The sequence below is a fragment of the Caviibacterium pharyngocola genome (genome assembly GCF_002795405.1).
GTDB lineage: Bacteria > Pseudomonadota > Gammaproteobacteria > Enterobacterales > Pasteurellaceae > Caviibacterium > Caviibacterium pharyngocola.
Genome location: NZ_PHGZ01000013.1, coordinates 313,310 through 339,364, shown reverse-complemented (window position 1 = coordinate 339,364; position 26,055 = coordinate 313,310). Strand labels below are relative to the sequence as shown.

At 46.1% G+C, this 26,055-nt stretch carries 28 protein-coding genes; 6 read left to right on the top strand and 22 right to left on the bottom strand.

Going from position 1 to position 26,055, the window contains the following annotated elements:
- Window positions 1–78: 78 nt before the first annotated feature.
- From CVP04_RS07025 to CVP04_RS07005, 5 genes are read right to left on the bottom strand one after another with little or no spacing between them, the layout of a single operon-like run.
- Complete coding sequence (locus CVP04_RS07025; RefSeq protein WP_100296789.1) at window positions 79–717, bottom strand: energy-coupling factor ABC transporter ATP-binding protein; 639 nt, start codon at window positions 715–717, stop codon at window positions 79–81.
- Window positions 714–1,364, bottom strand: a complete 651-nt coding sequence (locus tag CVP04_RS07020; RefSeq protein ID WP_100296788.1) for an energy-coupling factor transporter transmembrane component T family protein — start codon at window positions 1,362–1,364, stop codon at window positions 714–716. The genes CVP04_RS07025 and CVP04_RS07020 overlap by 4 nt, the downstream gene beginning before the upstream one ends.
- Window positions 1,361–1,969 (bottom strand): cobalt transporter CbiM, encoded by a 609-nt coding sequence (gene cbiM / locus CVP04_RS07015; protein WP_100296787.1) that lies wholly within the window; start codon window positions 1,967–1,969, stop codon window positions 1,361–1,363. Before cbiM ends, CVP04_RS07020 begins: the two co-directional genes overlap by 4 nt.
- Complete coding sequence (locus CVP04_RS07010) at window positions 1,969–2,475, bottom strand: hypothetical protein (RefSeq protein WP_100296786.1); 507 nt, start codon at window positions 2,473–2,475, stop codon at window positions 1,969–1,971. The genes cbiM and CVP04_RS07010 overlap by 1 nt, the downstream gene beginning before the upstream one ends.
- Complete coding sequence (locus tag CVP04_RS07005) at window positions 2,475–3,164, bottom strand: DUF4198 domain-containing protein (RefSeq protein WP_423738297.1); 690 nt, start codon at window positions 3,162–3,164, stop codon at window positions 2,475–2,477. The genes CVP04_RS07010 and CVP04_RS07005 overlap by 1 nt, the downstream gene beginning before the upstream one ends.
- A gap of 77 nt (window positions 3,165–3,241) precedes the next feature.
- Between CVP04_RS07005 and CVP04_RS07000 the strand changes: the two genes are divergently transcribed.
- Window positions 3,242–3,655 carry a Cd(II)/Pb(II)-responsive transcriptional regulator gene (locus CVP04_RS07000; protein ID WP_100296784.1) on the top strand — a complete coding sequence of 138 codons (414 nt, stop codon included), beginning with the start codon at window positions 3,242–3,244 and terminating at the stop codon, window positions 3,653–3,655.
- Window positions 3,656–3,665: 10 nt separating this feature from the next.
- Here CVP04_RS07000 and CVP04_RS06995 read toward each other — a convergent pair whose 3' ends face one another.
- Genes CVP04_RS06995 through dsbC form a run of 4 tightly spaced genes read right to left on the bottom strand, consistent with a single transcriptional unit; the run spans window position 3,666 to window position 7,482 of the window.
- On the bottom strand, window positions 3,666–4,355 hold the full coding sequence (locus CVP04_RS06995; protein WP_100296783.1) for a 5'-methylthioadenosine/adenosylhomocysteine nucleosidase: 690 nt from the start codon (window positions 4,353–4,355) through the stop codon (window positions 3,666–3,668).
- Window positions 4,355–5,026: a thiol:disulfide interchange protein DsbA/DsbL gene (locus CVP04_RS06990; protein ID WP_100296782.1), complete on the bottom strand. Its 672-nt coding sequence runs from the start codon at window positions 5,024–5,026 to the stop codon at window positions 4,355–4,357. The genes CVP04_RS06995 and CVP04_RS06990 overlap by 1 nt, the downstream gene beginning before the upstream one ends.
- 16 nt (window positions 5,027–5,042) lie before the next feature.
- The gene (recJ, locus tag CVP04_RS06985; protein WP_100296854.1) at window positions 5,043–6,764 is read right to left on the bottom strand and encodes a single-stranded-DNA-specific exonuclease RecJ; all 1,722 of its coding nucleotides are present in this window, start codon (window positions 6,762–6,764) and stop codon (window positions 5,043–5,045) included.
- 34 nt (window positions 6,765–6,798) lie between these two features.
- On the bottom strand, window positions 6,799–7,482 hold the full coding sequence (gene dsbC / locus CVP04_RS06980; RefSeq protein ID WP_100296853.1) for a bifunctional protein-disulfide isomerase/oxidoreductase DsbC: 684 nt from the start codon (window positions 7,480–7,482) through the stop codon (window positions 6,799–6,801).
- 208 nt (window positions 7,483–7,690) lie between these two features.
- On the opposite strand from dsbC, the gene prfB reads away from it, so the two are divergent.
- The 3 genes from prfB (at window position 7,691) to hypA (ending at window position 10,775) form a co-directional block, all read left to right on the top strand.
- Window positions 7,691–8,789 (top strand): peptide chain release factor 2 gene (gene prfB, locus CVP04_RS06975; protein WP_100296781.1). Its coding sequence is split into 2 segments (ribosomal slippage): window positions 7,691–7,765 and window positions 7,767–8,789, totalling 1,098 coding nucleotides; the frame shifts between segments, so codons are not numbered across the junction.
- A gap of 73 nt (window positions 8,790–8,862) precedes the next feature.
- Entirely contained in the window at window positions 8,863–10,374 is a 1,512-nt protein-coding gene (gene lysS / locus CVP04_RS06970; RefSeq protein WP_100296780.1) for a lysine--tRNA ligase, read from the top strand.
- Window positions 10,375–10,433: 59 nt separating this feature from the next.
- Complete coding sequence (hypA, locus tag CVP04_RS06965) at window positions 10,434–10,775, top strand: hydrogenase maturation nickel metallochaperone HypA (protein WP_100296779.1); 342 nt, start codon at window positions 10,434–10,436, stop codon at window positions 10,773–10,775.
- A 43-nt stretch (window positions 10,776–10,818) separates the two neighbouring features.
- On the opposite strand, the gene CVP04_RS06960 is transcribed toward hypA, so the two are convergent.
- The gene (locus tag CVP04_RS06960) at window positions 10,819–11,544 is read right to left on the bottom strand and encodes an MT-A70 family methyltransferase (protein WP_100296778.1); all 726 of its coding nucleotides are present in this window, start codon (window positions 11,542–11,544) and stop codon (window positions 10,819–10,821) included.
- A gap of 75 nt (window positions 11,545–11,619) precedes the next feature.
- Between CVP04_RS06960 and CVP04_RS06955 the strand changes: the two genes are divergently transcribed.
- A complete protein-coding gene (locus tag CVP04_RS06955; RefSeq protein ID WP_100296777.1) occupies window positions 11,620–11,826 on the top strand; it encodes a helix-turn-helix domain-containing protein in 207 nt (68 codons plus the stop codon).
- Window positions 11,827–12,447, top strand: coding sequence for a MunI family type II restriction endonuclease (locus tag CVP04_RS06950; RefSeq protein ID WP_100296776.1), 621 nt, complete (start codon window positions 11,827–11,829; stop codon window positions 12,445–12,447).
- A gap of 138 nt (window positions 12,448–12,585) precedes the next feature.
- Here the strand turns inward: CVP04_RS06950 and fdhF are convergent, their stop codons facing one another.
- The 12 genes from fdhF to CVP04_RS06890 are packed head-to-tail and all read right to left on the bottom strand — an operon-like array spanning window position 12,586 to window position 26,018.
- A complete protein-coding gene (gene fdhF, locus CVP04_RS06945; protein ID WP_100296775.1) occupies window positions 12,586–14,739 on the bottom strand; it encodes a formate dehydrogenase subunit alpha in 2,154 nt (717 codons plus the stop codon).
- Between the two features lie 45 nt (window positions 14,740–14,784).
- Window positions 14,785–15,246 carry a hydrogenase maturation peptidase HycI gene (gene hycI, locus CVP04_RS06940; RefSeq protein WP_100296774.1) on the bottom strand — a complete coding sequence of 154 codons (462 nt, stop codon included), beginning with the start codon at window positions 15,244–15,246 and terminating at the stop codon, window positions 14,785–14,787.
- A complete protein-coding gene (locus tag CVP04_RS06935) occupies window positions 15,236–15,643 on the bottom strand; it encodes a formate hydrogenlyase maturation HycH family protein (RefSeq protein WP_100296773.1) in 408 nt (135 codons plus the stop codon). The genes hycI and CVP04_RS06935 overlap by 11 nt, the downstream gene beginning before the upstream one ends.
- A 9-nt stretch (window positions 15,644–15,652) precedes the next feature.
- Complete coding sequence (locus tag CVP04_RS06930) at window positions 15,653–16,429, bottom strand: NADH-quinone oxidoreductase subunit B family protein (protein WP_100296772.1); 777 nt, start codon at window positions 16,427–16,429, stop codon at window positions 15,653–15,655.
- The gene (locus tag CVP04_RS06925; protein WP_100296771.1) at window positions 16,426–16,998 is read right to left on the bottom strand and encodes a formate hydrogenlyase complex iron-sulfur subunit; all 573 of its coding nucleotides are present in this window, start codon (window positions 16,996–16,998) and stop codon (window positions 16,426–16,428) included. Before CVP04_RS06925 ends, CVP04_RS06930 begins: the two co-directional genes overlap by 4 nt.
- Before the next feature lie 11 nt (window positions 16,999–17,009).
- Window positions 17,010–18,740 carry a hydrogenase large subunit gene (locus tag CVP04_RS06920; RefSeq protein ID WP_100296770.1) on the bottom strand — a complete coding sequence of 577 codons (1,731 nt, stop codon included), beginning with the start codon at window positions 18,738–18,740 and terminating at the stop codon, window positions 17,010–17,012.
- 16 nt (window positions 18,741–18,756) lie between these two features.
- Entirely contained in the window at window positions 18,757–20,298 is a 1,542-nt protein-coding gene (locus CVP04_RS06915) for a hydrogenase 4 subunit F (protein WP_100296769.1), read from the bottom strand.
- 4 nt (window positions 20,299–20,302) lie between these two features.
- Window positions 20,303–20,941 carry a hydrogenase 4 membrane subunit gene (gene hyfE / locus CVP04_RS06910; protein WP_100296768.1) on the bottom strand — a complete coding sequence of 213 codons (639 nt, stop codon included), beginning with the start codon at window positions 20,939–20,941 and terminating at the stop codon, window positions 20,303–20,305.
- A 9-nt stretch (window positions 20,942–20,950) separates the two neighbouring features.
- The gene (locus CVP04_RS06905; RefSeq protein WP_100296767.1) at window positions 20,951–22,387 is read right to left on the bottom strand and encodes a hydrogenase 4 subunit D; all 1,437 of its coding nucleotides are present in this window, start codon (window positions 22,385–22,387) and stop codon (window positions 20,951–20,953) included.
- Window positions 22,388–22,396: 9 nt separating this feature from the next.
- Window positions 22,397–23,359, bottom strand: coding sequence for a respiratory chain complex I subunit 1 family protein (locus CVP04_RS06900; protein WP_100296766.1), 963 nt, complete (start codon window positions 23,357–23,359; stop codon window positions 22,397–22,399).
- A gap of 10 nt (window positions 23,360–23,369) precedes the next feature.
- Window positions 23,370–25,391: a hydrogenase 4 subunit B gene (gene hyfB, locus CVP04_RS06895; RefSeq protein ID WP_100296765.1), complete on the bottom strand. Its 2,022-nt coding sequence runs from the start codon at window positions 25,389–25,391 to the stop codon at window positions 23,370–23,372.
- Between the two features lie 27 nt (window positions 25,392–25,418).
- On the bottom strand, window positions 25,419–26,018 hold the full coding sequence (locus CVP04_RS06890) for a 4Fe-4S dicluster domain-containing protein (RefSeq protein ID WP_100296764.1): 600 nt from the start codon (window positions 26,016–26,018) through the stop codon (window positions 25,419–25,421).
- Window positions 26,019–26,055: the final 37 nt, after the last annotated feature.

Genomic DNA, 26,055 nt, shown 5'->3' with positions numbered 1-26,055 from the left:
TTTAGCTATAAATTTATCATTTACACAAAACAAAGAAGAAATTCAGCGGAATAACAAAGTAGTCAGCCAATCCGCCACTTAAAACTGCAAAGATAAATCCCTGTTCGGGTCAGTTAAGGTGCTAATAAAGACTTGATCGTGCGAAGCGATGATCATCGGTAAGGATAATTCGCGTAAAAGTGCGGTGAGTTTTGCGATATTTTTGGCGTCCAATCCGTTAGTCGGTTCGTCTAGCAATAACACTTGCGGTTGCATTGAGAGTACGCCGGCTAAGGCAGTGAAATTTTGTTCGCCGCCGGATAAGGTGTTGACGGAGCGATCTTTCAGGCGCGTAATATCTAAGCGTTCTAATTGACGCAAGGCGATGTCATAGGCTTGGTTTTTGTTTAAGCCTTGATTCAACGGGCCGAAAGCCACGTCATCCAAGACGGTCGGGCCGAATAATTGGTCGGCGGAATGTTGAAAGCAAATGCCGACGCGTCCGCCGCGTAGCGGAACAAAATCCCGTTCTTGCCGACAAAGTTGACCGAACCAGCGAATTTCGCCTTGAGCGTGCGGTACAAAACCGAGCAAGCTGTGTAATAACGTGGATTTGCCGCTACCGATGTCGCCTTGCAAAAACAAACGTTGCCGATCTTGTAAACAAAAAGACAAATCGGTAAAAATCGCTTGTTCGTTGCGGATAACCTGTAACTGATTGACGTCTAATATATTCATAGTGAATCGGATTTTATCTCATTCTCTCCGTCGTGCAAACGAAATCCGCGCGCTTTTAGCGCCATTTCGCTTCTTTCCGCTTTGATTAAGGCGTGAATAAGCAACAATGCGACGCGTTGCGCCGTGACAAATAAAGTGCGGCGATTGCATTTGGCTTGATAACCGCGTGCTTTCATTGCGATGTCCATTTTGCGATGCACCTCGCCAAGCACAGCAATATAGCGCAAGGTGAGCACAAACAGATGAATCAATTTTGCCGGCAACGGCAAGCGTCGGATACCTTGCAACAAAAGGACATCGTTCATTTTGAATAGAAAAAGCCAAATTATGCCAAGGATGGCATTCATTCGCAAACTGATCAGCCAAGCCAGTTCAATCCCTTGCGGATTAAGGTGAAAATGACCTTGATCAATTCGCCAACTTAAGGTTAACCAAATGCACAGGGTGAATAGGTTCAATTTTAACCAGCGTTTCAGATAACCGGTTACGGAAAGACAATGATGTCGCAATAAAAGAAAAAAAATGCTGAACGCCAGCGCATTAATCCCGACAAGCAGCGAACGCGAGGTCAATGCGCTGAGGAACAAGCTGATCAGAAAAATGTAAATCAGGCGAAAGTGCGGTTGAAAAAAATCAAGAAATTTCATTTTGTCGCACTTAACACCATTGGGTACATTTTTGCCAAGAGTAAAATCACGGCGACGCTAACTGCCGTATCGATCAAAAACACCGGAATATGCGAAATGATCAATAAGAAAATCAAATCTTGATAAGCTCTACCGCCGTCTAAGGTTAAAACCAAGGAAGCAAGAACTGCCGCGCCACCAACCCCGATAATTCCTGCCGCAACACCGGCAAGTAATTGCTTACGTCGATTATCCTCCACCATCCAACGGCGAAATAAATAATGCACCACAACAGCAGGCAGTGCCATTATGCACAGATTCACGCCTAACACGGCGAATCCGCCGAAAGAAAAAAATAACACTTGTAAAACCAACGCAATCAAAAATGCCGGAAAAACCGCCCAGCCGAGAAATAAACCCGCCATTCCGTTTAAAATCAAATGCACGCTGCCGATTCCCACGGGAACGTGAATGGTTCCCGCGACAAAAAACGCGGCGGCAAACAACGCGGTTAACGGTAATAGACTTTGCCGCATTGTGCGCAATCCGATTGCGATGCCCGACACGGCAAGCGCCGCGCCCGTAATAAGCGTCGGCGTATGTAATACCCCTTCCGATAAATGCATTATTGGTTATCCTTGTTCTGAGACGACTTATTTGAGCGCGACGTCCATAACGCCCACAAGCCGATAATGCCGAAAATATAACCGATTCCGCCGAGAATATCGTGTAGATACATTTTGTCTTTTAACCGCGCAATATCTTCGCGTACCAACATCAAGGCATTATCTTGGATTTGATCGTCTTTCGCTCGATCTGCGATCACCCGATCGGCAATCACCGAAGCCTTATGCCCTTCCGCGCCTTCGATGATTACTTTATAAACATAATCGCCGTTCGCCGGCAAAGAAAAGCGCCCGTCAAGATCAGTTTTGCCTTCGATCAGTTGTTGATCGTTTCCTTGTGGATGCGCTTCGATATAGGTTTCCGCCGCCGGCGTCATATCCGAATAATAGGCTTTCCCACTAATTCGACTGCCGTCGTATTGGGCGAACAAATACAAACTATGCGCCCAAAGGGATTGGGCGGAAAAAACGCCTAAAAGTGCGGTTAAAATAGCGAAAATTTTCATTATTTCACATCAAAAGTCAGTAAATATTCCACACTGCGTTCGGTATAATCCGGATTATCCGCCACTTTTTCGTCAAATTCCGCCCAAACTTTATTATAGCCTTTAACCGGCGTGAACGACGTAATACCTTTTTCATCGGTTAAATTAAACGGATGATCTTCGCCCAAGCCAAGTTTAATGCCTTGCGCGGGTTTTCCGTTCGCTAAAACTAAAATATCGAGCGGCTGTCCGGCTTTCGGTTCCGTCTGCGGGATCAATTCATATGCCATATCGTGTGCTTTAAAGGCTTGTTCGTCCCAAGTCAATATCGCCTTGCCCAATTTCACCGGATTCAAACTCAACACTGCTTCCGGCGCCTCTTGTTTGGTTTTTTCCACATATTTTCCGCTTGGCAATTTAGACCACACACCGTTATCAAAACGAATAAACACCAATGAGGTATCCGCTGCGTTAAAAGAAGCTTCACCCTGCTCAAATTGAATTTCCGCCGGACGTAATGCGCCTTGTTTATCCAACAAACGCACCGCTTTTAATTTTTCTTGCGGGTAGCTTTCCGTTTCTTCGTGGCCGAATTTCACCGTATAGCGATCGGCTTGCCCTTTCGCCGGTTCCAGCCAAACATTATGCGCATTTGCAAGGGTTGCGCCGAAAAGTGCAATCAAAATCAATGCGTTTTTTTTCATTTTTATTTTCTCCTTTTTATAATAATTGCACTTATGATAAAGTATGAAGTAACTTCAGAGTCAATAGAAAATTGAGTAAAAAAATGAAAATAGGTCAATTAGCCGACGTGGTCGGTTGCACGGTGGAAACCGTTCGATTTTATGAAAAACAAGGTTTATTAATGCCCGCCGAGCGCACCGCCGGCAATTTTCGTATTTACACCGACGAGCATTTAAAACGCCTGTCTTTTATTTGTTATTGTCGCAGTCTGGATATTTCTTTGAATGAAATCAAAATGTTACTCAATTTAGATAACGCGACGAAAGAACAAGAAAAAGAAATAAATGCGCTGTTGGATCGGCACATTAAAGAAATTGCCAAACGAATTCACGAATTGGATCATCTGCGTATTCAATTAATTCAGCTGAAAGGAAAATGTCACCGTTTTGAAAACGGCGACGATTTGATGAACACCCTATTACGCCACAGCGGGGTGAATTTTGTGCGGTTGAAATAAGCGGCGCGAATTATAAGCGCTTCAACATTTCCAACACCATTGCGGAAGATTGTTTTGCGGCAAGCGGCAAAAATTCTTCGAAAGACATTCCCGCTTCGCCGTCGCCGGCATCGGAAACGGCGCGCACCACCACAAAAGGCAGGTTAAACGCGTGGCAAACCTGTGCGATCGCGGCGGCTTCCATTTCGACGGCAATCACTTGCGGAAAATCCGCTTTAATGCGGGCGAGCGGCTCGCCGCCTTGAATAAAACTGTCGCCGGAACAAATTAAACCGTAATGTACTCGATTGCCTTGGCTTGCGGCAATTTCGGCGGCAAGTGCGGTCAATTTTTTGTCCGAAACGAAGGTCGGTGGACAAGCCGGCAACTGACCTTTGGCATAACCGAACGCGGTCACGTCCGCATCGTGATAAGCGGTTTCCGTAGAAATCACCACATCGCCGACGGCTAATCCTGCAGCAACCCCGCCCGCCGATCCCGTGTTAATCACCATATCCGGCGCAGCAATGTGCAATAATGCCGTAGTGCCCATTGCAGCGGCGACTTTCCCGATGCCGGATTGCAATAACGCCACGTCTTTATCGGCGATTCGCCCTTGATAAATCGTGCAGCTCGCCACTTGGGTAACCGTTTTATCTTGCATTAAATCCGCTAAAATTTCGACTTCTTGTGCCATAGCACCGACAATGCCAATTTTCATTATTTGTTCTCTTGCGATAGTTTATTAATTAAAAAATCCAACACGGCGAAACTGTAATCATCATTATATAAGGTGCTGGCGGTTAACACATATTTTCCGCCTACAATCACATAAGGATAGGTGAACACGCCGTAATCTTCCGTCATTTTGATCGCATCGCGCACCTGAACTCGCACGCCGACGGAATTGTATAATTTTTTGAATTCGTCAATGTTAACTTGTTGTTCCGCCAACCAATTCAATAAATTGGAAAATTTTTCCAATTCGACATAACGCGGCTTTTCGGAACTTTCGAACAACAACAAATCCGAAACAGCTTCTGCATTAAGCGCACGCAGGGTAAAGAAAATATTCGCCGTGGTATTCGCGCGTTCGGTGGCGACGGGATTTTCGCTGAATACCACTTTATCCGCGTTAATTTGGCTGTATAAACTCAAAATATCTTGCGCGACAGAGCAAACGCGGCAATCGTAATCAAAAAAGAATTGAATCGGAATTTTTTTATCTTGACGCGGCGGCAATGCGATGGGTTCTTCATAGGAAAAATAATCCCGCCCGTCTTCAAAACGTGAAATTTTGAGCGAAGGTTCGGGCGCGACATCCGCAGAATTGTCTGCCGAGGCAATTCCGCCGATACTCAATAACATAATGAAAAAGACTATCCGTCGCATTCGATTCACTCGCCCTTTAGTTGCTCATCGGTTCGATATAATCGACCAATAACTGCACGCTACGCTGTCCGCGGTATTCGTTCACGTCCAATTTATACGCTAATTTTGCGTTGCGCACCGATAAATCGGGATAATATCGCGTATCCACATTAAAGGCGATAGCGTCCAGCAGAGGTCCGCCCTGTTTCGGTTCCACCATCATTTTCAGGTGTTTTTCGCCCACTAAACGTTGCTGCAACACTTTAAATTCGCCGTCAAACATCGGTTCGGGAAAGGCTTGTCCCCAAGGCCCCGCCGATTTCAAGGTTTCCGCCGTTTGTAAGGTCATATTTTGCGGCGTTAATTCGCCGTCCGTCCAAATCACGCCACGCAGCTGTTCCTCATCCAACCATTCGCAAACGGTTTGATTAAAAATACGCTGAAAATCGCCGAAATTTTTCTCGTAAATACTCAATCCCGCCGCCATCGAATGACCGCCGAATTTCAAAATCATTTCCGGATAACGGGAATGAATACGTTCCAAGGCATCACGAATATGCAAGCCTTCGATGGAACGCGCCGAGCCTTTTAGCACGCCCTCTTGATCTTGGGCAAAGGCGATGACCGGACGATTAAAGCGATCTTTCAAGCGCGAAGCCAAAATGCCTAGCACGCCTTGGTGCCAGTCCGCCTGATAAAGTGCGATGCCCATCGGCAATTCTTGCTGAAGTGCGGTCAATTTTCGGCAAATTTCCAAGGCTTCCGCTTTCATTCCTTGTTCGATTTCTTTGCGGGTTTGATTTAAACCGTCCAGCTCCAGCGCCAAGGCGCGCGCGGTCGCCATATCCTCGGTTAACAACAATTCCACGCCGACGGACATATTATCCAACCGTCCCGCCGCATTTAAGCGCGGGCCGATAAAAAAGCCCAAATCCGTAGCACTGAATTGCGCAATATTGCGATTCGCCACTTCGGCTAAGGCACGAATACCGCAACAGCAATGTTCGGAACGAATTCGCTGTAAGCCCTGATAAGCAAGAATACGGTTATTTTGATCCAAGGGAACCACATCGGCAATGGTGCCGAGTGCGACTAAATCCAGCAATTCGGCAAGATTCGGCTGCGTTTGTCCGTCAAATGCACCGATTTCACGCAATTTCGCCCGCAGCGCTAACATTACATAAAACGCCACGCCGACGCCCGCCAAGGATTTGGACGGAAAGCCGCATTGCGCTAAGTTCGGATTCACAATCGCATCGGCGTTCGGCAAGGTGTCGGCGGGCAAATGGTGATCGGTAATGATCACGCTCACGCCGCGCGCTTTTAAAAAGGCTACGCCGTCAAAAGAAGATACGCCATTATCCACGGTGATTAATAATTCGACTTGCTTTTCCAAGGCGGCTTCGGCGACACCGACGCTTAATCCGTAACCTTGCTCGAATCGGTTCGGCACAAGATAATCCACATTGTGATAACCTAAACGTCGCAAAGCGGAAACGGTTAACGCCGTGCTGGTTGCGCCGTCCGCATCAAAATCGCCGACAATCACGATTTTTTGCTGCAATTTTCGCGCATTAAGCAATAAATTCACCGCACTTTCCATTCCGAGTAATAAATTCGGCGGTAACATCGCGGCTAAAGTGCGGTCTAATTGTTGCGTGTTTTTGACCTGCCGCGAACGGTACAAACGATCCAATAACGGATCGTCGCAAACGCGTTCGCCTTGCGGCACAATGCGACGTTGAATGACTTTATTCACCTGTTGACCTTCGTTTAATGCATTCAATCGCGTGTTATTCTTCCAATGCGCTTAATAATTTTTGCGGCTCCAAATAGCCGCCGATCACTTCGCCGTTTTGGGTGATAATGCTCGGCGTACCGCGTACACCGAATTGCAAGCCCAATTCATAATGTTTTTTCACGATTTGCGGAGTTTTCAATTCTTTCGGCGGATTGCCGTTTTCCGCTTCGTTCAAAGCAAACGCCGGATCTTTCGCCGTCCAAATGGCTTCCATTTGTTTCGCCGTGTTGTTATTCAAGCCGGCGCGCGGAAAGGCAAGATAACGCACCGTAATGCCTAAGTCATTGTATTCTTTGATTTGCTGATGTAATAAATGGCAATAATGGCAAGTAATATCCATAAACACGGTGACAACGTGTTTTTCATTTTTTGCCGGATAAACGATCATTTCTTTTTGATAAGAATTCAGTTTATCCGATAAAATTTTACCGGTTAAATCCACGGGGCCTTTGTCGGTCAATTCATAAAGCTGACCTTGTAAAACGTATTTGCCGTCTTCGGAAATATAAAACACACCTTCGTTACTGATGACGGTTTTCACACCTTTAATCGGAGAGGTTTGAATTTCAATATCGGACGCACCGAGTTTGCCGAGCTGCGTTTTAATCGTCGCGTCATCAGCAGAGGCGCAAAGGGCGATTAATGCGGCGGAAAGTGCGGTGATTATTTTTTTCATATTTAAAGTTCCTAATGTGTTCTCATTAAATTTGCCGGATTTTAGCATACTCCGACCTAACAAGCTAATCGGCGGAATATTTTTCAGCAATAGCAAAAAACAAACTTTAACGAATTCGGCGCCTTTCCGCATACGCCCGCCCTACCCAATTCCGCAAAAATAGCATATAATTCAACGTTTATGAGTATTAACGGAATAATGTAAGATTATGTTTGAAATTAATCCTGTCAAAAATAAAATCGACGATTTAGCTTCGCGCACCGATATTCTCAGGGGGTATCTTTGACTTTGACGCGAAAGTCGAACGATTAGAAGAAGTTAACGCCGAATTGGAACAACCGGACGTTTGGAACGAACCGGAAAAAGCACAAGCTTTAGGGAAAGAACGCGCAAGTTTGGAAATCGTCGTCAATACGATCAAAAACTTGGATCAAGGTTTGGACGATGTAGAAGGTTTGTTGGAACTTGCGGTTGAAGCAGAAGATGAAGACACCTTCAACGAAGCGGTCGCCGAACTTGAAGAATTAGAACATAAATTGGATGCGTTGGAATTTCGTCGAATGTTCAGCGGTCAACACGACGCGGCGGATTGCTATGTGGATTTACAAGCCGGCTCCGGCGGCACGGAAGCGCAAGACTGGACGGAAATGCTGCTGCGAATGTATTTGCGTTGGGCGGAAAGCAAAGGATTTAAAACGGAATTAATGGAAGTGTCCGACGGCGATGTCGCCGGCATTAAATCCGCCACCATACGCGTGAGCGGCGAATATGCCTTCGGCTGGCTGCGCACGGAAACCGGAATTCATCGCTTGGTACGCAAAAGCCCGTTCGATTCCAACAATCGCCGTCATACTTCGTTCAGCGCAGCCTTTGTTTATCCTGAAATTGACGACGATATCGATATCGACATCAATCCGGCGGATTTGCGCATTGACGTTTATCGCGCCTCCGGTGCCGGCGGTCAGCACGTTAACCGAACCGAAAGTGCGGTGCGAATTACGCATATTCCGAGCGGCATCGTCGTGCAATGTCAAAACGATCGTTCGCAGCACAAAAATAAAGATCAATGTATGAAACAGCTCAAAGCGAAGTTATACGAAATGGAGCTGCAAAAGAAAAACGCGGAAAAACAAGCGATGGAAGAAACCAAATCCGATATCGGTTGGGGAAGCCAAATTCGTTCTTATGTGCTGGATGATTCGCGTATTAAAGATTTACGCACCGGCGTGGAAAATCGCAACACCCAAGCGGTGTTAGACGGCGATTTGGATCGCTTTATCGAGGCCAGCCTTAAAGCCGGTTTATAGAATTATCAGGGCGCTCGCCCTTGATTTAACGTATAATGTATTCAATAAAATTTAATATTAAAAGGTAACAACAATGTCTGAACAACACAATCCAGAGCTTGATTTTCACGGTGAAATGGCGGTACGCCGTGAAAAATTAGCCGCATTACGTCAAAAAGGTAATGCTTTCCCGAACACTTTTCGTCGCGACGCCCTCGCGCAGGATTTGCACGCGCAATATGACGACGCGGACGGCGAAACCTTAAAAGCGCAAGAAATCGACGTGCGCGTCGCCGGTCGGATTATGACCCGCCGTGCAATGGGTAAAGCCACTTTTATTACCCTACAAGATATGAGCGGACGTATTCAACTTTACGTTGCGCGCGACAATTTGCCCGAAGGCGTTTATGCCGATGACGTAGGCAACTGGGATCTCGGTGACATCGTGGGCGTAAAAGGTACGCTATTTAAAACCAAAACCAACGAATTAACCGTCAAAGTACACGAAGTACAATTATTAACCAAAGCTTTGCGCCCGTTACCGGATAAATTCCACGGTTTATCGGATCAAGAAACCCGCTATCGTCAACGTTATTTAGATTTAATTTCTAACGAAGAATCTCGCCGCACTTTTATTATTCGTTCCAAAGTAATCGCCGGTATTCGTGAATATTTCATCAACAAAGGCTTTATCGAAGTGGAAACGCCGATGTTGCAAGTAATTCCGGGCGGCGCGGCGGCGCGTCCTTTCGTTACCCACCACAATGCCTTAGACATTGATATGTATCTGCGCATTGCGCCGGAACTTTATTTGAAACGTTTAGTGGTCGGCGGTTTCGAACGGGTTTTCGAACTCAACCGTAACTTCCGCAACGAAGGGGTGTCCGTTCGCCATAATCCGGAATTTACAATGATCGAATATTATCAAGCCTACGCGGATTACCACGATTTAATGGATAACACGGAAGAATTGTTGCGTAAATTGGCGTTGGATATTTTAGGCACCACCGTCGTGCCTTACGGCGAATACGAATTTGATTTCGGCAAACCGTTCGAGCGCATCACAATGCACGATGCCGTGCTAAAATACGGCGCGGACAAAGGTATCGTAAAAGAAGATTTATACGATTTGGATCGTGCAAAAGCGACGGCGCAAAAACTCGGCATCGAAGTACAAAAATCTTGGGGCTTGGGCAGCCTTGTTAATGCGATTTTCGAAGAAGTGGCAGAACATCACTTAATTCAACCGACCTTCTTAATGGCGCATCCGGCGGAAATTTCTCCGCTTGCTCGTCGTAACGACGAAAATCCGGACGTCACCGATCGTTTCGAACTCTTTATCGGCGGACGCGAAATCGGCAACGGTTTCTCCGAGCTTAATGACGCCGAAGATCAAGCGGAACGTTTTGACGCCCAAGTAGCGGCGAAAGAAGCAGGCGACGATGAAGCAATGTTTAAAGACGACGATTTCGTCACCGCACTTGAACACGGCTTACCGCCGACAGCCGGCGAAGGCTTGGGCATCGACCGTTTGGCAATGTTATTTGCAAACGCCGCGTCCATCCGCGATGTGATTTTATTCCCGGCAATGAAACACAAAGGTTAATCCGCGCAACTTAAATCGGCATTTTCCAATGCCGATTTTGCTTTTTAAGGAATCGCCCGATGCACGAAATGTCACTGTGCCAAAATATAATGGAAATTATCGAACAGCAATGTCAACGTCACCCGATTAAGGAAGTGACCGACATTTGGTTGGAAATCGGCGCGTTATCTTGCGTGGAACAAAGTGCGGTGGAATTTTGCTTTGAAATTATGCGCAAAGACACCCTTGCCGAAAATTGCCAACTGCATTTTATTCACCTACCCGCTCGCGCTTGGTGTTGGCAATGCCAAAAAGAAGTGGAAGTCGAAGCCTATCAAGACCGCTGCCCGATTTGCCAAAGCGTTCACCTCCAACGCCAAACCGGTACGGAATTTCGGATCAAAGAAATTGCGGTGAAATAAAAAATTTTAAATTCACCGCACTTTTATTTATTAAAAAATATTTTTACAACGTTTTATTTCCACAATTATTATATTCCTCTTGAGAAAGTATTTGTATTTCCGAATCCGGAATTTCCAATCCCCAATTATCCCAACCCACGTGATTTTTCCTAGCAAACAATTCGATTTTATTTTGCAACGGAAACATTTTTGTTATCCCTTCAATCACTTCTTTAGGTTTTTCACTGTGCGCGGTTCTTTTTATCGAAATAAGTTGTCGAATATTTCTTGCGCCGCGCGGACTGGGTATTCTGCCGTTTTTCTTTTTAAAGACTAAACACATTTCGGTTTGTGATAAAGTATATCGTCCCGGATTATGTATCATTTTATCCCATACGAATGCCACCGTCTTATATTCGAAACCCCAAGATTCGCCTAACGCTATCGCATTTCCCAAATGCGGCCCTGTCGTCCACATAAATAATAAACAATCGTCATTTGCTATCGATTCGACATTTAATTCTTTAAGTTCTTTTAATTTTAATGTCGGATATTTAAAATTTGCCGAACTAATAAATATTTCTTTTTCAAAATTAATGTTTTCGGATTTTATACTTGTTTTATCAAATTGCATTTTTCCGCCGTAATCCCAAGGCGGATCGGCATATATAATGTCATATTTACGTTCGGGTAAATGAGGATAAATTTCCTCCAGCGGATTGAGTTTTTTTCTTTTTTTCGCTTCCACATTGTAAATGGAATACCCGCTTATGTTGTTATTTTTTTGCATTAATCACTCCGATTGTTGCTTATAAACCGTTGTTGCATTGACAAAAAAATCCAAGAATTAAGTCTTGGAGGTTCTATGATTTTAGAAGATTTAGGTTTGCGAATCAAGCAACTTAGGGCTAGAGAAGGATTGAGTCAAGAATCTTTAGCGCTAAAAATCGGTATGGATAGAAGTTACCTTGCCTCGATTGAAGTCGGAGGAAGAAACGTATCGTTACTGAATTTAAAAAAACTGGCTGACGGATTAAACGTGAGTTTATCCGAGTTATTTGAGGATCTGTAAATGGCAAGTAACGAATTAAGAAAAAGATCAAATTGGCAGACAATAAGCGGACGTAAAGCGCTCAAAACGGAAGATATGTTTACAACGGCTCTGCAAAATGCATTGAATGCCGTTTATCCAGATCAGTTTGAGGTTATCTCTCACCCGAAAAATTTCACGACTATCTATTCCGAGCAACAACTTCCTCAGGATGTGTTAAATGAAATTTATAATGTCGATACCTCCAAATATCGTTGGGGTATTCGAATGGATTTCGCCATAAAAAATAAACTGAACGGCAAAACTTTATTCGGTGAAATAAAACGCCAAGACGGTTGGGTGGAAGAATTAGATCCCTCGGCAGGAAGAGGCAATGCGCACGAAAGAAGCTGTAAATATTTTACCCCCGGCATTCTTGATCTGTTGCGCAAGGAAAGTAAGATCGAATCACAAGATATCCTGCCGTTTTGGCTTGTACTTGTCGGTAATATCACCAGGGATCCCAAAAGAAACCGAGAAATCGCTTTTTGGTATAAAGGATATGAAAAAAATTTCTATATGTGGAGAAATACGGAAGATATCGGCAGTATGCTGGATTTCTTTGAAAATAATTTACTATCTTATCTTTGTGATCATAAATAACCCTAATGGGCTTTTAGAAAGGATGCATTTAATACGGCATCCTTTTTATTCGGCGTAATCGGTAAAATGATTAAAAACTGTACGCAAAAAAGATGCGCCATCCTCCGATAGCGCATTTTATTTGCAGAATTGCCGAAATTAAGCCACAAGTGCGGTGTGTTTTAAGCGATTTTTGAGTTTCGCATATTCGGTCACCACATAATGTTCCGCCCAATTTTGATCATCGATTTTTTCGATACGCACCGCGCTGTATTTATATTCCGGCGTTCTTGAGCCCGGATTTAAATGTTCGGCGGTAAGTTCGTTACATTTACCGATCCACCATTGGTACGTCATATAGCAAGCGCCTTTATTCGTTCTTGCACTGACGTCGGCGCGCGAAATGACTTTACCGCGCGAGGAGGCGATCCAAACCAGATCATTATTTTTAATACCCAGTTCGGCGGCGTCTTGATCATTCATTTGAACGAATCCCGGTTCGTCCGCCAATGCAGCTAAGGCGCGACAGTTACCTGTCATTGAACGACAGGAATAATGTCCGACTTCGCGCACGGTGGATAAAATCAATGGAAATTCTTCGCTGAGATCTTCCATCGGCGGCAACCAATCGCAGGCGAAGAAATCCGCTTTGCCGTTCGGACGGTCGAATATTTGTCCTTTGTACAAATATTGCGTGCCCTGATCTTCCGGACCTTCGTCATAGCAAGGCCATTGAATATACGCCAATCCTTCCATTTTTTCGTAAGTTGCGCCTTTATAAATCGGACACAAATTACGCAATTCATCCCAAATTTCTTTGGTATTATTGTAATGCATCGGATAGCCCATCGCCGTTGCCATTTCGCTGATGATTTGCCAGTCGTCTTTCACATCGCCCACCGGCTCCACCGCTTTATAGAAACGTTGGAAACCGCGGTCGGCGGCGCTGTACACGCCTTCGTGTTCGGCACACGAGGTCGCCGGGAAAATCACGTCCGCTTCGGCGGCGGTTTGGGTCATAAAAATATCTTGCACGATGATAAATTCCAGATCTCTGAAAGTTTGTTTCATCGCATTCAGATCCGGTTCGGTTTGCAAGGTATCTTCACCCATAATGTAGAAAGCTTTTAATTTTCCTTCTTTAACCGCGTGCGGCACTTCGCTTAACGGTACGCCCGGTTTTGGATTTAATTCCGCCACCCCCCAAGCTTTGGCAAATTTCGCCATTGCAACCGGATCATCCAAGCGTTGATAGCCCGGTAAGGTGTTGTATAACGCGCCCATATCGCAAGCGCCTTGAACGTTATTTTGTCCGCGAACCGGATTCACGCCCACATTCGGTTTACCTAAATTACCGGTCAACATTGCCAAACTCGCCAACGCACGCACGGTTTCCACCCCTTGACGGAATTGGCAAACGCCCATTCCCCAAAGGATCGTGGCGGTTTTCGCTTTCGCATAAGTGCGGGCGATTTCGCGTAACATTTCCGGTTCAATGCCCGTAATATGTCGGGTACTTTCCGGCGTATAATTTTTCACCACTTCATAGAAGGATTCAAAGTTTTCCGTATGTTCGTCAATGAATTTTTGATCTTGCAGATTTTCTTCCAAAATCACATTCATCATTGCATTTAAGAAAGCGACGTTACTGCCGTTTGCCAGCGGTGCATAAATATCGGCGATACGCGCGGTTTCGATTTTACGCGGATCACATACGATAATTTTTGCGCCTTTTTGTTTTGCGTGATTAATTCGTCTCGCCACAATCGGGTGAGAAGTGGAGGCGTTATAACCAAAAATAAACACGCATTCGGTATCTTCAATTTCAACGATTGAGTTGGACATTGCGCCGTTACCGACCGATTTGAGCAGACCTGCTACAGAAGGGCCGTGTCAAACGCGCGCACAACAGTCAACGTTGTTATTTCCTAATACCGCACGGGCAAATTTTTGCATTACATAGTTCACTTCGTTGCCCGGCCCGCGCGAAGAACCCGTCACCATAATAGATTCTTTACCGTATTTTTGTTGGATTTCCATTAAGCGTTTCGCAGAATACGAAATCGCCTCTTCCCAACTCACCGGAGTAAACGGCTCGCCGCGTTTATAGCGAATCATCGGCTGGGTTAAACGCGGTGTGAGAATTTTCGTATCGTGTACGAAATCCCATCCGTAATACCCTTTCAAACAAAGTTCGCCTTCGTTTGTTTTCCCGTTTGCGCCTTCCGCACCCACAATTTTGTTGTTTTCGACCAGCAGATTGATCTTACAACCGGACGCGCAATACGGACAGACAGTAATCACTTTTTTCATAATGAATGTCCTTATTATTTAAGCTAATACCCTATACGACTCATTTTACAACGCTGAAATTGTTGTAAAATCCCCCTGATTTTTTAAAAAATCATAAACATTTTGCACCGCACTTTTTACTTTTTCCGTCATCGGAAATGCGAAGGAAACAATGTCAGGTTGAATCCCCAAGAAAATCACTTGTTCGACATCTTCCTCCAACTGCTCGATTAAAAAATTAAGCGGTAAATTATGCGTGCTCATAAAAAACATTTCGGCGATACTTTCTTTATCAATCAAACGAATTTCGCCCGGCGCCAACGCCATATCCGCCGCATCCACGATTAACAGGCGTTTCGGTTTCAGTTCGCGCACAATGTGCGCGCTGTTTTCCGGTGCGGATCCGCCGTCAAGTGCGGTCCAATTTTCCAACGGATTTTCTTGCATTAATTGATAAAGCAACGGACCGGCACCATCATCGGCCATCATCGAATTGCCCACTGCCAGCATTACATTTTCATTTGTCATCGCGTCGTTTCACCATAATGTACATTACCGGTTCTTGCTGAATCGCCGCCAAGGCGTCCATTAAACAGCTCGCCCATTGTTGATGTTCCGCGCTGAAATTCGCGCGGTTGTCATCCAATGCTTTCGCTAATAAATTAACGTGGCTGCTGTCGATCATAATTTCGCCGAAACGAATTAATCCGACGAATTTGCGTTTCGCTTCGCCTTCGGCAAAACTTTCGACGAATTGTTGATAGCTTGCATAATCGCACACCAACAATTTTTTAAAGCAGTCGATTACGCCGACGTGATGCCCGATCGCGAGAGAGTAATACATTACTTGCTGCGCTTGCTCCGGCACTTGCTCTTCGTTTTCGACGAATCGTTGATTCAACAAATAAAAAATAACTTGCGACATTTGATTTCCTTATCCTGAAAACGGCAGGCTAATGGCGTGTAACCGATTTAAAATTTCGCTTAAACGCGGATCCCCTTCTCTTTCCAAATATTCGCCCAAACGCACGCCGAACGGAATATCCTGTTTTTCCGTCATCATTTGCATAAATTTGTCGGCTAAATCCCCGCCCTGACGATACCCCGCCAAACGGCGCGCTTCACGCTCAATGCTGACGCGTAAATCATAAGGAATGGTCGGGAAGCGCACTTGCGCCTGCACGTTCGGATCGGCTTTTTCTTGTTTGCCTTTTAATTTTTGATCCAACAAGCCCAACGCCATTGCAAAGCCGTAAATAGTCGCCGCCGGTGTCGGCGGGCAACCCGGAATATACACGTCGATCGGCACGATTTGATCGCTGCCGCCCCACACGCAATACAGATCGTGGAAAATCCCGCCGCCGCAACCGCAAGCGCCGTAAGAAATACAGATTTTCGGATCCGGCGCCGCTTGATAAGCGCGCATTGCCGGCGTGCGCATTGCCCGCGTTACCGCGCCGGTAAATAACAAAATATCGGCGTGACGCGGCGAAGCCACCACTTTAATCCCGAAACGTTCTGCGTCGAAAGTCGGTGTAATAGTGCTGAAAATTTCGATTTCGCACCCGTTGCAGCCGCCGCAGTCAACGCGATAAACATAAGCCGAACGTTGAATATCCTTCAATAAGGTTTGTTTCATTTTCGCCAGTTGTTCATCCACGCTGAACGGCGTAGAAATACCGTTTACCGGCATAGGAATTTGCGTATTCATTTTGATCCTCCGTTGTGCCGGAACATTGCGAGTTTTACGCGCATATGCGTTTCGATTTCTGCGGTTTTTTCCAAACTATTTTGACGTTTACAATCCGGACAAGTGTGCAACACCGCCAATTTTTGCGAAATTTGCGCAGGATCCACCGCACTTTGCCGCAATAATTCGATGGTATAATTGAGTTCTTTATCGGATGTAAACGGCTTGCCGCATTGTTGACAATTCGTCGTGCCGAAAGTGGTTTCTTGATACAAATCCTGTTTATTGCAAACCGATAATTCGAAATCTTGCGTTAACCGAATAGCTTTGGTCGGGCACACTTCTTCGCAGCGTCCGCAAAAAATACAGCGTCCTAAAAATAATGACCAAGTGCGTTCGCCGTTTTGCGTATCTGTGCGTAATGTCAAGGCATTTGCCGGACACGCCATTGTGCAGGCGCCGCACACGATACATTGCGCGGAATCCAATTCCGGTTTACCGCGAAAATCCGGATCCGTTTCATAGGGTTTAAACGGATATTTCGTGGTGGCGTCGCCGGTTTTAAATACTGTTTTAAGTAACTTAAACATTCTGCGCCTCCCTATTTCAACGGTGAATTTTTACGCTCGATGCCGTAACGTTCGATTTCTTTGTATTCGACGGTTTTGGCTTGGCGTTTGCGCACATCCACGACGGTCACGCGGTCGGTACAGGAATAACAAGGATCCACGCTGCCGATAATTAACGGCGCGTCGGAAACCGTGTTGCCGCGCAACATATAGCGCAACACCGGCCAGTTCGCATAAGTCGCCGCTCGACAGCGCCAACGGTATAATTTTTGGTTATCGCCCAACATTGACCAGTGAATATCCTCACCGCGCGGCGCTTCGGTAATGCCGAGAGCAAAACGACCCGGTTTGTAGGTGAAACCTTCCGCCAATAATTCACCGTTCGGTAGGTTATCCACCATATATTCGATAATGTTGATACTTTCGAACAATTCTTTAATGCGCACGGAAAGACGCGACATTACATCGCAATTTTGTTCGGTAAAAATGTCGAAAGGCACTTCGCCGTAACCGGAGAACGGATGCACTTTACGCACGTCGCGCGCAAAGCCGCTGCCGCGCACCATCGGCCCGACCGGACTGTAATCGCGCGCGATATTTTTTTCCAAGCGTCCGATATTTACCGTGCGTTGCTCGATATTCGGCGTGCTTAATAAAATATCGATCAAGCCTTTAGCGCCGTCGCGGATTTCGCGAATCAGTTTGATACATTCCTGACGTTGATGTTTCAACATATCGCGTCGCACGCCGCCAATTAGGTTAATGCCGTAGGTTTTGCGCGCACCGGTCAGAATTTCCGCTAAGGTCATTGATTTTTCGCGCACGCGGAAAAATTGCATAAAACCGGTATCAAAGCCGACAAAGTGGCTGGATAGCCCGATATTTAATAAATGGCTGTGTAAGCGTTCCACTTCCAACAAAATCGCGCGGATCCATTGCGCCCGTTGCGGCACTACAAGTCCCAAGGCGTTTTCTACGGAATTGGCATAGGCGACGCTATGGGTAAAGCCGCAGATTCCACACACGCGATCCGCTAAGAAAGTGACTTCATCATAACCCATTCGGGTTTCCGCCAATTTCTCCATTCCGCGATGCACATAGAATAAACGGTAATCCGCGTCGATAATATCTTCACCGTCCACAAACAAACGGAAATGTCCCGGTTCGTCGGAAGTAATATGCATCGGACCGATCGGTACGATTCGTGCTTCGCCTTTTTCATTGATGAATTCGTAAGTTTCCGTCGCTGTAGTCGGATCCGGACGTAAGCGATAATCCATCGAATCTTTGCGTAGCGGATGTAAATCGTCCGGCCAATCGTCCGGTAGCACTAAGCGGCGTTGATCCGGCAAGCCCACGGCTTTTAAACCGAACATATCGAACAGTTCCCGTTCGCCCCAAACGGCGGCAGGCACTTTCGGCGTTACGGACGGAAATTCTAAGGAAACCGGATCTACCAAGGCTTTAATCGTGACGAAGGTTTTAACTTCGCCTTCCATTGATAAAACGTAATACACCGCATAATTGCCGTGAATCGACCGTTCGTCATTACCGAAAACCAGCGGCAACCAGCCTTCGTGTTCGTAATAAAGATAGGCGACCACATCAGGCAACATATTGGTTTTTACGGTTAGCGTAACCTGATTCGGCGTGGACCATTCTTCATCTAAAAGCGTATGCGGAAATTTTGTGTGAACCGCTTCAATATAATTTTTACCAAGCATTCGGGTCGGATCGACCGTCGTATTTTTCGTTAATTCCATTTTCTCTCCCCCCGATTTACTGACCTAGGCTTTGCCAAGGTAATACCAACATTTCACCGAAAGACAGGTTTTCTTGTCCTAAAATAATGCCCACCGACGTTTTTAATAATTGCAAAATCGGCTCGCCGATATAAACCCCCATTGCCAGCAATAAAAGTAAATAAATCGCCAAGACGACCAATGAACTTTTATCGCTTTCGCCGATTTCAACGCCTTCCGTCGGTTTACCTAATACGGTTTTTAGCAGCATAGTGGTTAAACCCGCTAAGGCAATCGTTAAGAAAATTAAGCAAAGCACAGCTAATCCGACATTGCCCGAATAAATACCGGCAACCACAATGGCGAACTCACTGGCAAACATTCCGAACGGCGGCACGCCACCCAAAGCTAACGCGCCGCCGGCAAATAACACTGCAGTGATCGGTGACGCCACCCACATTCCGCGCACATTTTGAATATCACGCGAATGATATTTCAATAAAATATTGCCTGATGCGCAGAATAATAGGGCTTTCGCCAAACTGTGGGTAATGGTGTGCAATAAACCGGCAAACATTCCGATAGGACCGCCTAAGCCGAAGGCAAAGCCGATTAACCCCATATTTTCGATACTGTGGTAAGCCAATTTACGTTTAATATCGTGTTGCATAATAATGAAGAAAGACGCAATACCGGTGGATAACAATCCGAACACCAACAACAAGGTTTGCGGATAATCCGGTCCGACAGCTTTCGACACTAAAATGTAATAGCGTAACACTACCAACATTGCGCAATTTAATAACACGGCGGATAAAATCGCACTGACCGGACTCGGCGCTTCACTGTGCGCATCCGGCAACCAAGTATGCATCGGAAAAAGACCGCACTTCGTGCCGAAACCGATCAAAATAAACACGAATGCCAAATGCATTAACGTCGGATTGAGTCCTTGCGCTTGTTGATTGATTGCCGACCAGAAAATCGCTTGGCTCGGATCGCTCAATAAGGTGTTTGCATCGGAGAAGGTTAAAATCGTTCCGTATAAACCGAACGCCACCCCCACGGAGCAAATAATGATGTATTTCCACGCGGCTTCCAAGGCAGTGCGATGGGCATAAATTCCGACCAAAAACGCCGAGCTTAATGTGGTCGCTTCAATGCCGACCCACATTAAAATCACGTTGTTGGTGGTTACGGAAAGCAGCATTGTGAAGAAGAACAAATGCAAAAATCCGTGATATAAATGATTGCCTCGTTCATCCAAATGCCCGCGCGCCAATTCGGTGTTGATATAACCGACGGAATACACGCCCGCCAATACGCCGACAATACCGATTAAGCCGATAAAAATCGCCGATAACGCATCGATATAAATCCAATTATTCAAGGCGATTAAAGTGCCTTGCGATAACACGCCGGCGATCACTTTCATCGAAAAAATAAACAACAACACTAATCCGGTGAGATGAAGTGCGGTGCAAATTTTCGGATTTTTTAATTTGATCGTGGCAAAACAGGCAATCGAAACGCATAAAGGTGCGAGTAATAATGCATAGATCCAACCTAATTCAAACATAGCGTCACCCCTTCAATCCTGTCAGTTCTTTGGCATCCAACGTATTGATTTTTAAATAAATCTTATTTACCAATAACACCATAATAATCACTGCGAACAAGGCGTCCGTCGCAATGCCGATTTCCACCAGTTCCGGTGCTTTGTTGGCAAGCAAGGCAAGCGTTAAATGCGAGCCATTTTCCATTAAGCAATAACCGAATACTTGTTTGAGAATATTGCGTTGACTGACAATGCAAACCAATCCCAATAAGAAATGACCGAGAGAAACGGATAACACCGGTTTAAGCGATTCCGCCAAAGGCAGATTGATCGGGCTGACCACCCAATAGCACAACACCACGATAAGCGCGGTTATCGGAATCAACCACACGGCGTTTAGCCCGCTCGGCGTCGCGCTTTCGTTTAATTTTTTCGTGGCGTAAATCAAAATAGCGGGCACTAAAACCACTTTGGTAATAAATGCGCCGATCGACCACATATAAAGTTCGTGCGCTTGCATTTCGCCGGCAAGACAGAGAAATAACAACACCAACACGAGTGATTGTAACGCGTAGAATATTGCGGATTTTTTCGCCGTTTTCATCGCAATTACGCAAAGCGAGGTTAGAATCAATAATCCCGCCAAGGTATTAATCATCAACATAATTCCCCCTTAACCCAGCCACCACGCGGCAATCGCGCTCGAACAGACGGACATTACCATTAAAATCACTAACACGACGGTCATTGACAACGGTAACGGTTGGGCTTTCGCAACTTCATCGGACGGTTCACCGATCACGCATTGACCGAATTTATACAGCAACCAAACGAAGGTGCCGATACTTTCCAGCAAGGCGATGATCATCAACACAGTGATCCAGCCTGCGTCAGCTCCCAAAGCGAATCCGGCGGCAAATAACGGAAATTTGCTGAAAAATCCGTTAAACGGCGGCACACCGGCAATCGCCAAGGCGGCGATTCCGAAACCGACGCCGACAAGCGGCATTGTGCGCATAATGCCTTGTAAGCGCGGCATTATCCGTGTGCCTGTGGCATAACTGAGCGAACCGGCAACAAGGAAAAATAAGCTTTTCGCAAAGGCGTGGTTAAAAATGTAAGCGATGGCGGCAATAAAGGCGAGTTTAGATCCCAATGCTGCCAAGGATAACCCGATGAAAATATAAGAGAGCTGGGTAATGGTCGAATACGCCAATAAGCGTTTTAAATCCGTTTGCGGCAAATACATTAAAAAGCCGTAAATCAAGGTGATCATCGCCATTCCCATTCCGACTTCGCCGACAATGTGCGGAATTTCACCCGCCGACATTACGGCGCGAGCGAAAATATATACCCCGACTTTCACCATTGAGGCGGCGTGCAAATAAGCACTCACCGGTGTCGGTGCTTCCATTGCGTTCGGTAACCAAATTTGCATCGGTAATTGTGCCGATTTGCCCCAAGCGGCAAACATAACACCGAATAGCACGATGGTTTTGCTTGCCGGATCTAAGTGTTCTAATGCGGTAAGTGAGAATGTACCCGATTTGCTGAACAAAAAGGCGGCGGCAAGATATAAGCCGATAGCGCCGACGTGTGTGATGATCAAGGCTTTCATCGCCGAAGCCATTGCTTTCGGTGTTTGATAATAGCTGATCAATCCCCACGAACAAGCGCCGGTAATTTCAAAGAACAGCAACTGCCCGATTAAGGTGGAAGATAGCACCAAGCCCGCCATTGCACCGACGAAAACCAATAACAATGCATAAAAACGCGGCAAGCCGTTGTGCGGATGTTCGCGGTTTTTGTCGGTTAAATAGCCGCAAGAATAAAGAATAATCAAAAATCCGAGGGCGACCACCGCGAAGCAGATTAAGGTGCTGACCGCATCCAAGGTGACGCCGAAAATTACCGTTTGTCCGAATACCACCAGATCATAACTCAGGCTTGATTGACCGTTGGCATACCATTGTTGCGCTAATAATAGGCTGAACAGCGTAGCCACGGCGGCAATAACAACGGCAAGTTTGGCAAAGTGCGTTTTATTCGCACCGACCAACAACGCGCCGACAAAAGGCAACACGATTGTAATTAGAGCTAAAGATTCCATTTTTCCTCCTTACAATCCCGTGAGATAAAAAACGAACGCCAAGACGGAAATACCGAAACCGACGGCGGTAAAGCGACCTGCCAGCATAAATCTTGTACGCGCGACGCTATTTTCGATCACACACGCGATGACGTAGGCAATCAATAATTTCACGAAGAAGAAAACAACGCCGAAAATCACCGCACTTAGGCTGAGTTCCGCCGCAGCGCCGAAAGGAAACAACACGCTGACGAAAATCGCCGCGACCACCATTGATTTCAAGCTTAAGCCGATTTTGATTAAAGCGAGCGCCGGGCCGGAATATTCGGTCAACGGGCCTTCTTGTAATTCTTGTTCCGCTTCCGCCAAATCAAAGGGAATTTTGCCCATTTCGATAAACACGGCAAACGCGCTTGCGATTAACGCCATAATCGTCGCAACGGGATAGCTCCACGGTTGCGTTGCGAGTGTGGCACCAATCACGCCGAAATTGGTGGATCCGACGATTAACGCTACCACTAATAAGGCAAGCATTAACATCGGTTCGACCAACACGCCGAGGGTAACTTCGCGGCTTGCGCCCAAACCGGAGAAGGTGCTGTTGCTATCCAGTCCGGCAATGGAAAAGAAGAAACGAAATAAGGCGAATAGATAAATCGCGGTAATCAAATCGCCGCCTGCGCCGAAAGGTGAAGCCAAGGTGAATAACGGCAAGCTCATCGCAATCACCGCAACGCTGGCGATTAGCACATAAGGCATTACGTTTGAAACGAATCCCGCGTTGTCCGGCAAGACATTTTGCCGTTTCATTAATTTCGCAATGTCACGATAATCTTGTAAAATTCCCGGCCCGCGACGGGATTGAATACGCGCGCGAATCATTCGGGAAATACCGGAAAACAGTGGTGCTAATAACAGTAATAAAACCGCTTGTAGCACCGCCAAGCAAAACATTCCGGCGGAGGTTGCAACTTCTGAAGGTAATGTCATCATTCCGAACTCCTTACATCATCGCCGTGGTGAGTAACAATACGACCAACGCAATCACGAAATAGACGCAATAGACGCGGAAATCGCCGCCTTGTAACCATTGCAATTTTTCTGCAATGCGCGGAATCAACCGTCCTATCGGCATTGTGATCTGTTCTTCCCAAACCGGTTCTAATTTCGTTGCGCCGTTAACCGTCGCATTAATGCCTTTTTGTCCGAGCGGCGCCGGATCCAATAAGCGACGCAACGTATAAAGCGGTTTAAACATTGTGCGTAACGGACGCGTAAAGCTGCCCGCCGATGCCGCCATATCCGGTTCATAAGCATAACCGCACGCCCAAGGATTGCCCTTCGCCCGATCCGTAAGACGCGCTTTTTTCGTCATTGCATAATAAGCGAACGGCACCAAGAAGAAGGCGACCAACATAATGGTGATCATCGGTGTGGAAAGCGCGGTATAAGGTTTGTCGGAAGAAACCAGCAAGGTATTTTGCACCAACGGGAAGGATTCGCTATGTGAAAGTGCGGTAGAAATTTGCGCGATAATCGGGGTCACGACAGAGGCGCCAACGCCCAATAATACGCAGCAAAGCGCTAAGATCGCCATTGCCCAAACCATCGGTTTCGGCACTTCGCGGGCTTGCGCCGCTTTTTCGCTACGCGGCATTCCGCCGAAACTGATGCCATACACTTTCACGAAACACAAGGCGGCTAAGGCACCGGTCAACGCAAGCATAATAATGGCAATCGGGCCGGCGAGTTTTAAAGCGATATGTGATTCTTGGCTAAGTGAGAAAAGCGATTGATAAGTAAACCATTCGCTGACAAAACCGTTAAACGGCGGTAAGGCGGAAATCGCCATTGTGCCAATTAAGAAACAAAACGCGGTGTAAGGCATTAATTTGCCCAAGCCGCCCATTAAATCCATATCTTTGGTGTGCAGACGATACATAATCGAACCGGCGCCGAGGAATAATAATCCTTTGAATACGGCGTGGTTTAACAAATGGTACAATCCGCCGAGCAAGCCGACCACGGCAAGCACCGGATGATGAATCGCAATGCCGATCATTCCGACGCCGACGCCCATCATAATAATACCGACGTTTTCTACGGTGTGATATGCCAATAATTTTTTAATATCGTGTTCGGCAAGGGCATAAAGTACGCCGAGAACAGAAGATACCGCACCGAAACCTAAAACGATCACGCCGAACCATAAATTTGTCGCGCCGAGCAAATCGATTCCGACTTTAATGATACCGAAGATCCCGATTTTCACCATTACGCCGGACATTAATGCGGAAGCGTGCGACGGTGCCGCAGGGTGCGCTTTCGGCAACCAACCGTGTAACGGAATCATCCCTGCTTTTGCACCGAATCCGAGGAATGCGAGCATAAACACGGTAAATCCTAACGGGGAGGAAAGCTCGGTGTGTCGGAAGGCTTCAAATTCAAAGCTGTCTGCGTAGCAATAGAAAATGAAAAAGGCGATCATAATCAACACGGAACCGGCGTGTGCAATAAAGAAATATAATAAGCCGGCATTTACCGAATTATCGTCTTGTTCGGTTAACACAAGGAAATAAGACGCTAACGACATCATTTCAAAGAACACTAAGAAATAAAAGGCGTTATCACTGACCACCAAGGCAACCATTGAGGCGATAAAGATATTCATAAAAAAGCCCATTGTGCCGGCGCCTTTACCTTTGTATTCGCGAACATAGGAAAAGGAATAAAGTGCGGTCACAATAACCAATAAAGAAATCACACACACCATAAAGGCGGCAAGACCGTCTAAACGGATTGAAAATCGAGCAAATTCAAAAGGTGTGTGAAATACGTCAGTAACTGCATTGCTGCTCATTAGAACGGGGGCGCAGGCTAAAATGCCCAATGCTCCACCAATGATACCGGTCACGCCGGATATATTGATTGAAAGTTGTTCGTTTCGACTTACGCAAAGGGAAACAAACGCACCAACGATATAAATCAACAAGGCAGTGATGAGTAAGCTTATCGGATAACTCATAATTCACTCCATTGATTAAAAATCTCACTATTTCGGAATTGCCGGCGATGCGCTCATTGCCAATTCCCGTTTAGCTTGATTCGCTTGTTTGATACTTTCGTCACTAATTAAAAATAAGGTTTTTGTCGGACAGGTTTGCACGCAAGCGGGACCGTCCTCGCGGAAATAGCAAAGATCGCATTTCACCGCAACGGCTCTTACGCCTGGCTGCCACGCCAACATATTGTGTACGTCGGTATTATTCGGCGCAGTGCGAATATCGCGCGCTACTGCATCTTGAAAAGAAAAATGTTCGTAATAAGTCGGTGCATCCACCGGCGCGCTGCCGTGTTGCGTAATCGCACCGAACGGACAAGCAATCGCACAAAGTTTGCAACCGATACAAAGACTTTCGTTAAGTTGAATCGTTTGATTTTTATGCGTAATCGCGTGCACCGGGCATACCGTAGCACAAGGCGCGTCATCACAATGCCGGCATAAAATCGGCACGGTAATATCGTCGTTACGCATTACTTCCAAACGCGGATGAGATTGCAAGCCGAAGGCTTTATGAACTTCACTACAAGCAGCCATACAGGTGTTGCATCCAATGCATCCTTTAGGATCACCGATAACAAAACGGTTCATTCTCTCCCCCTTAATATATAGATATATACCAAAAAAA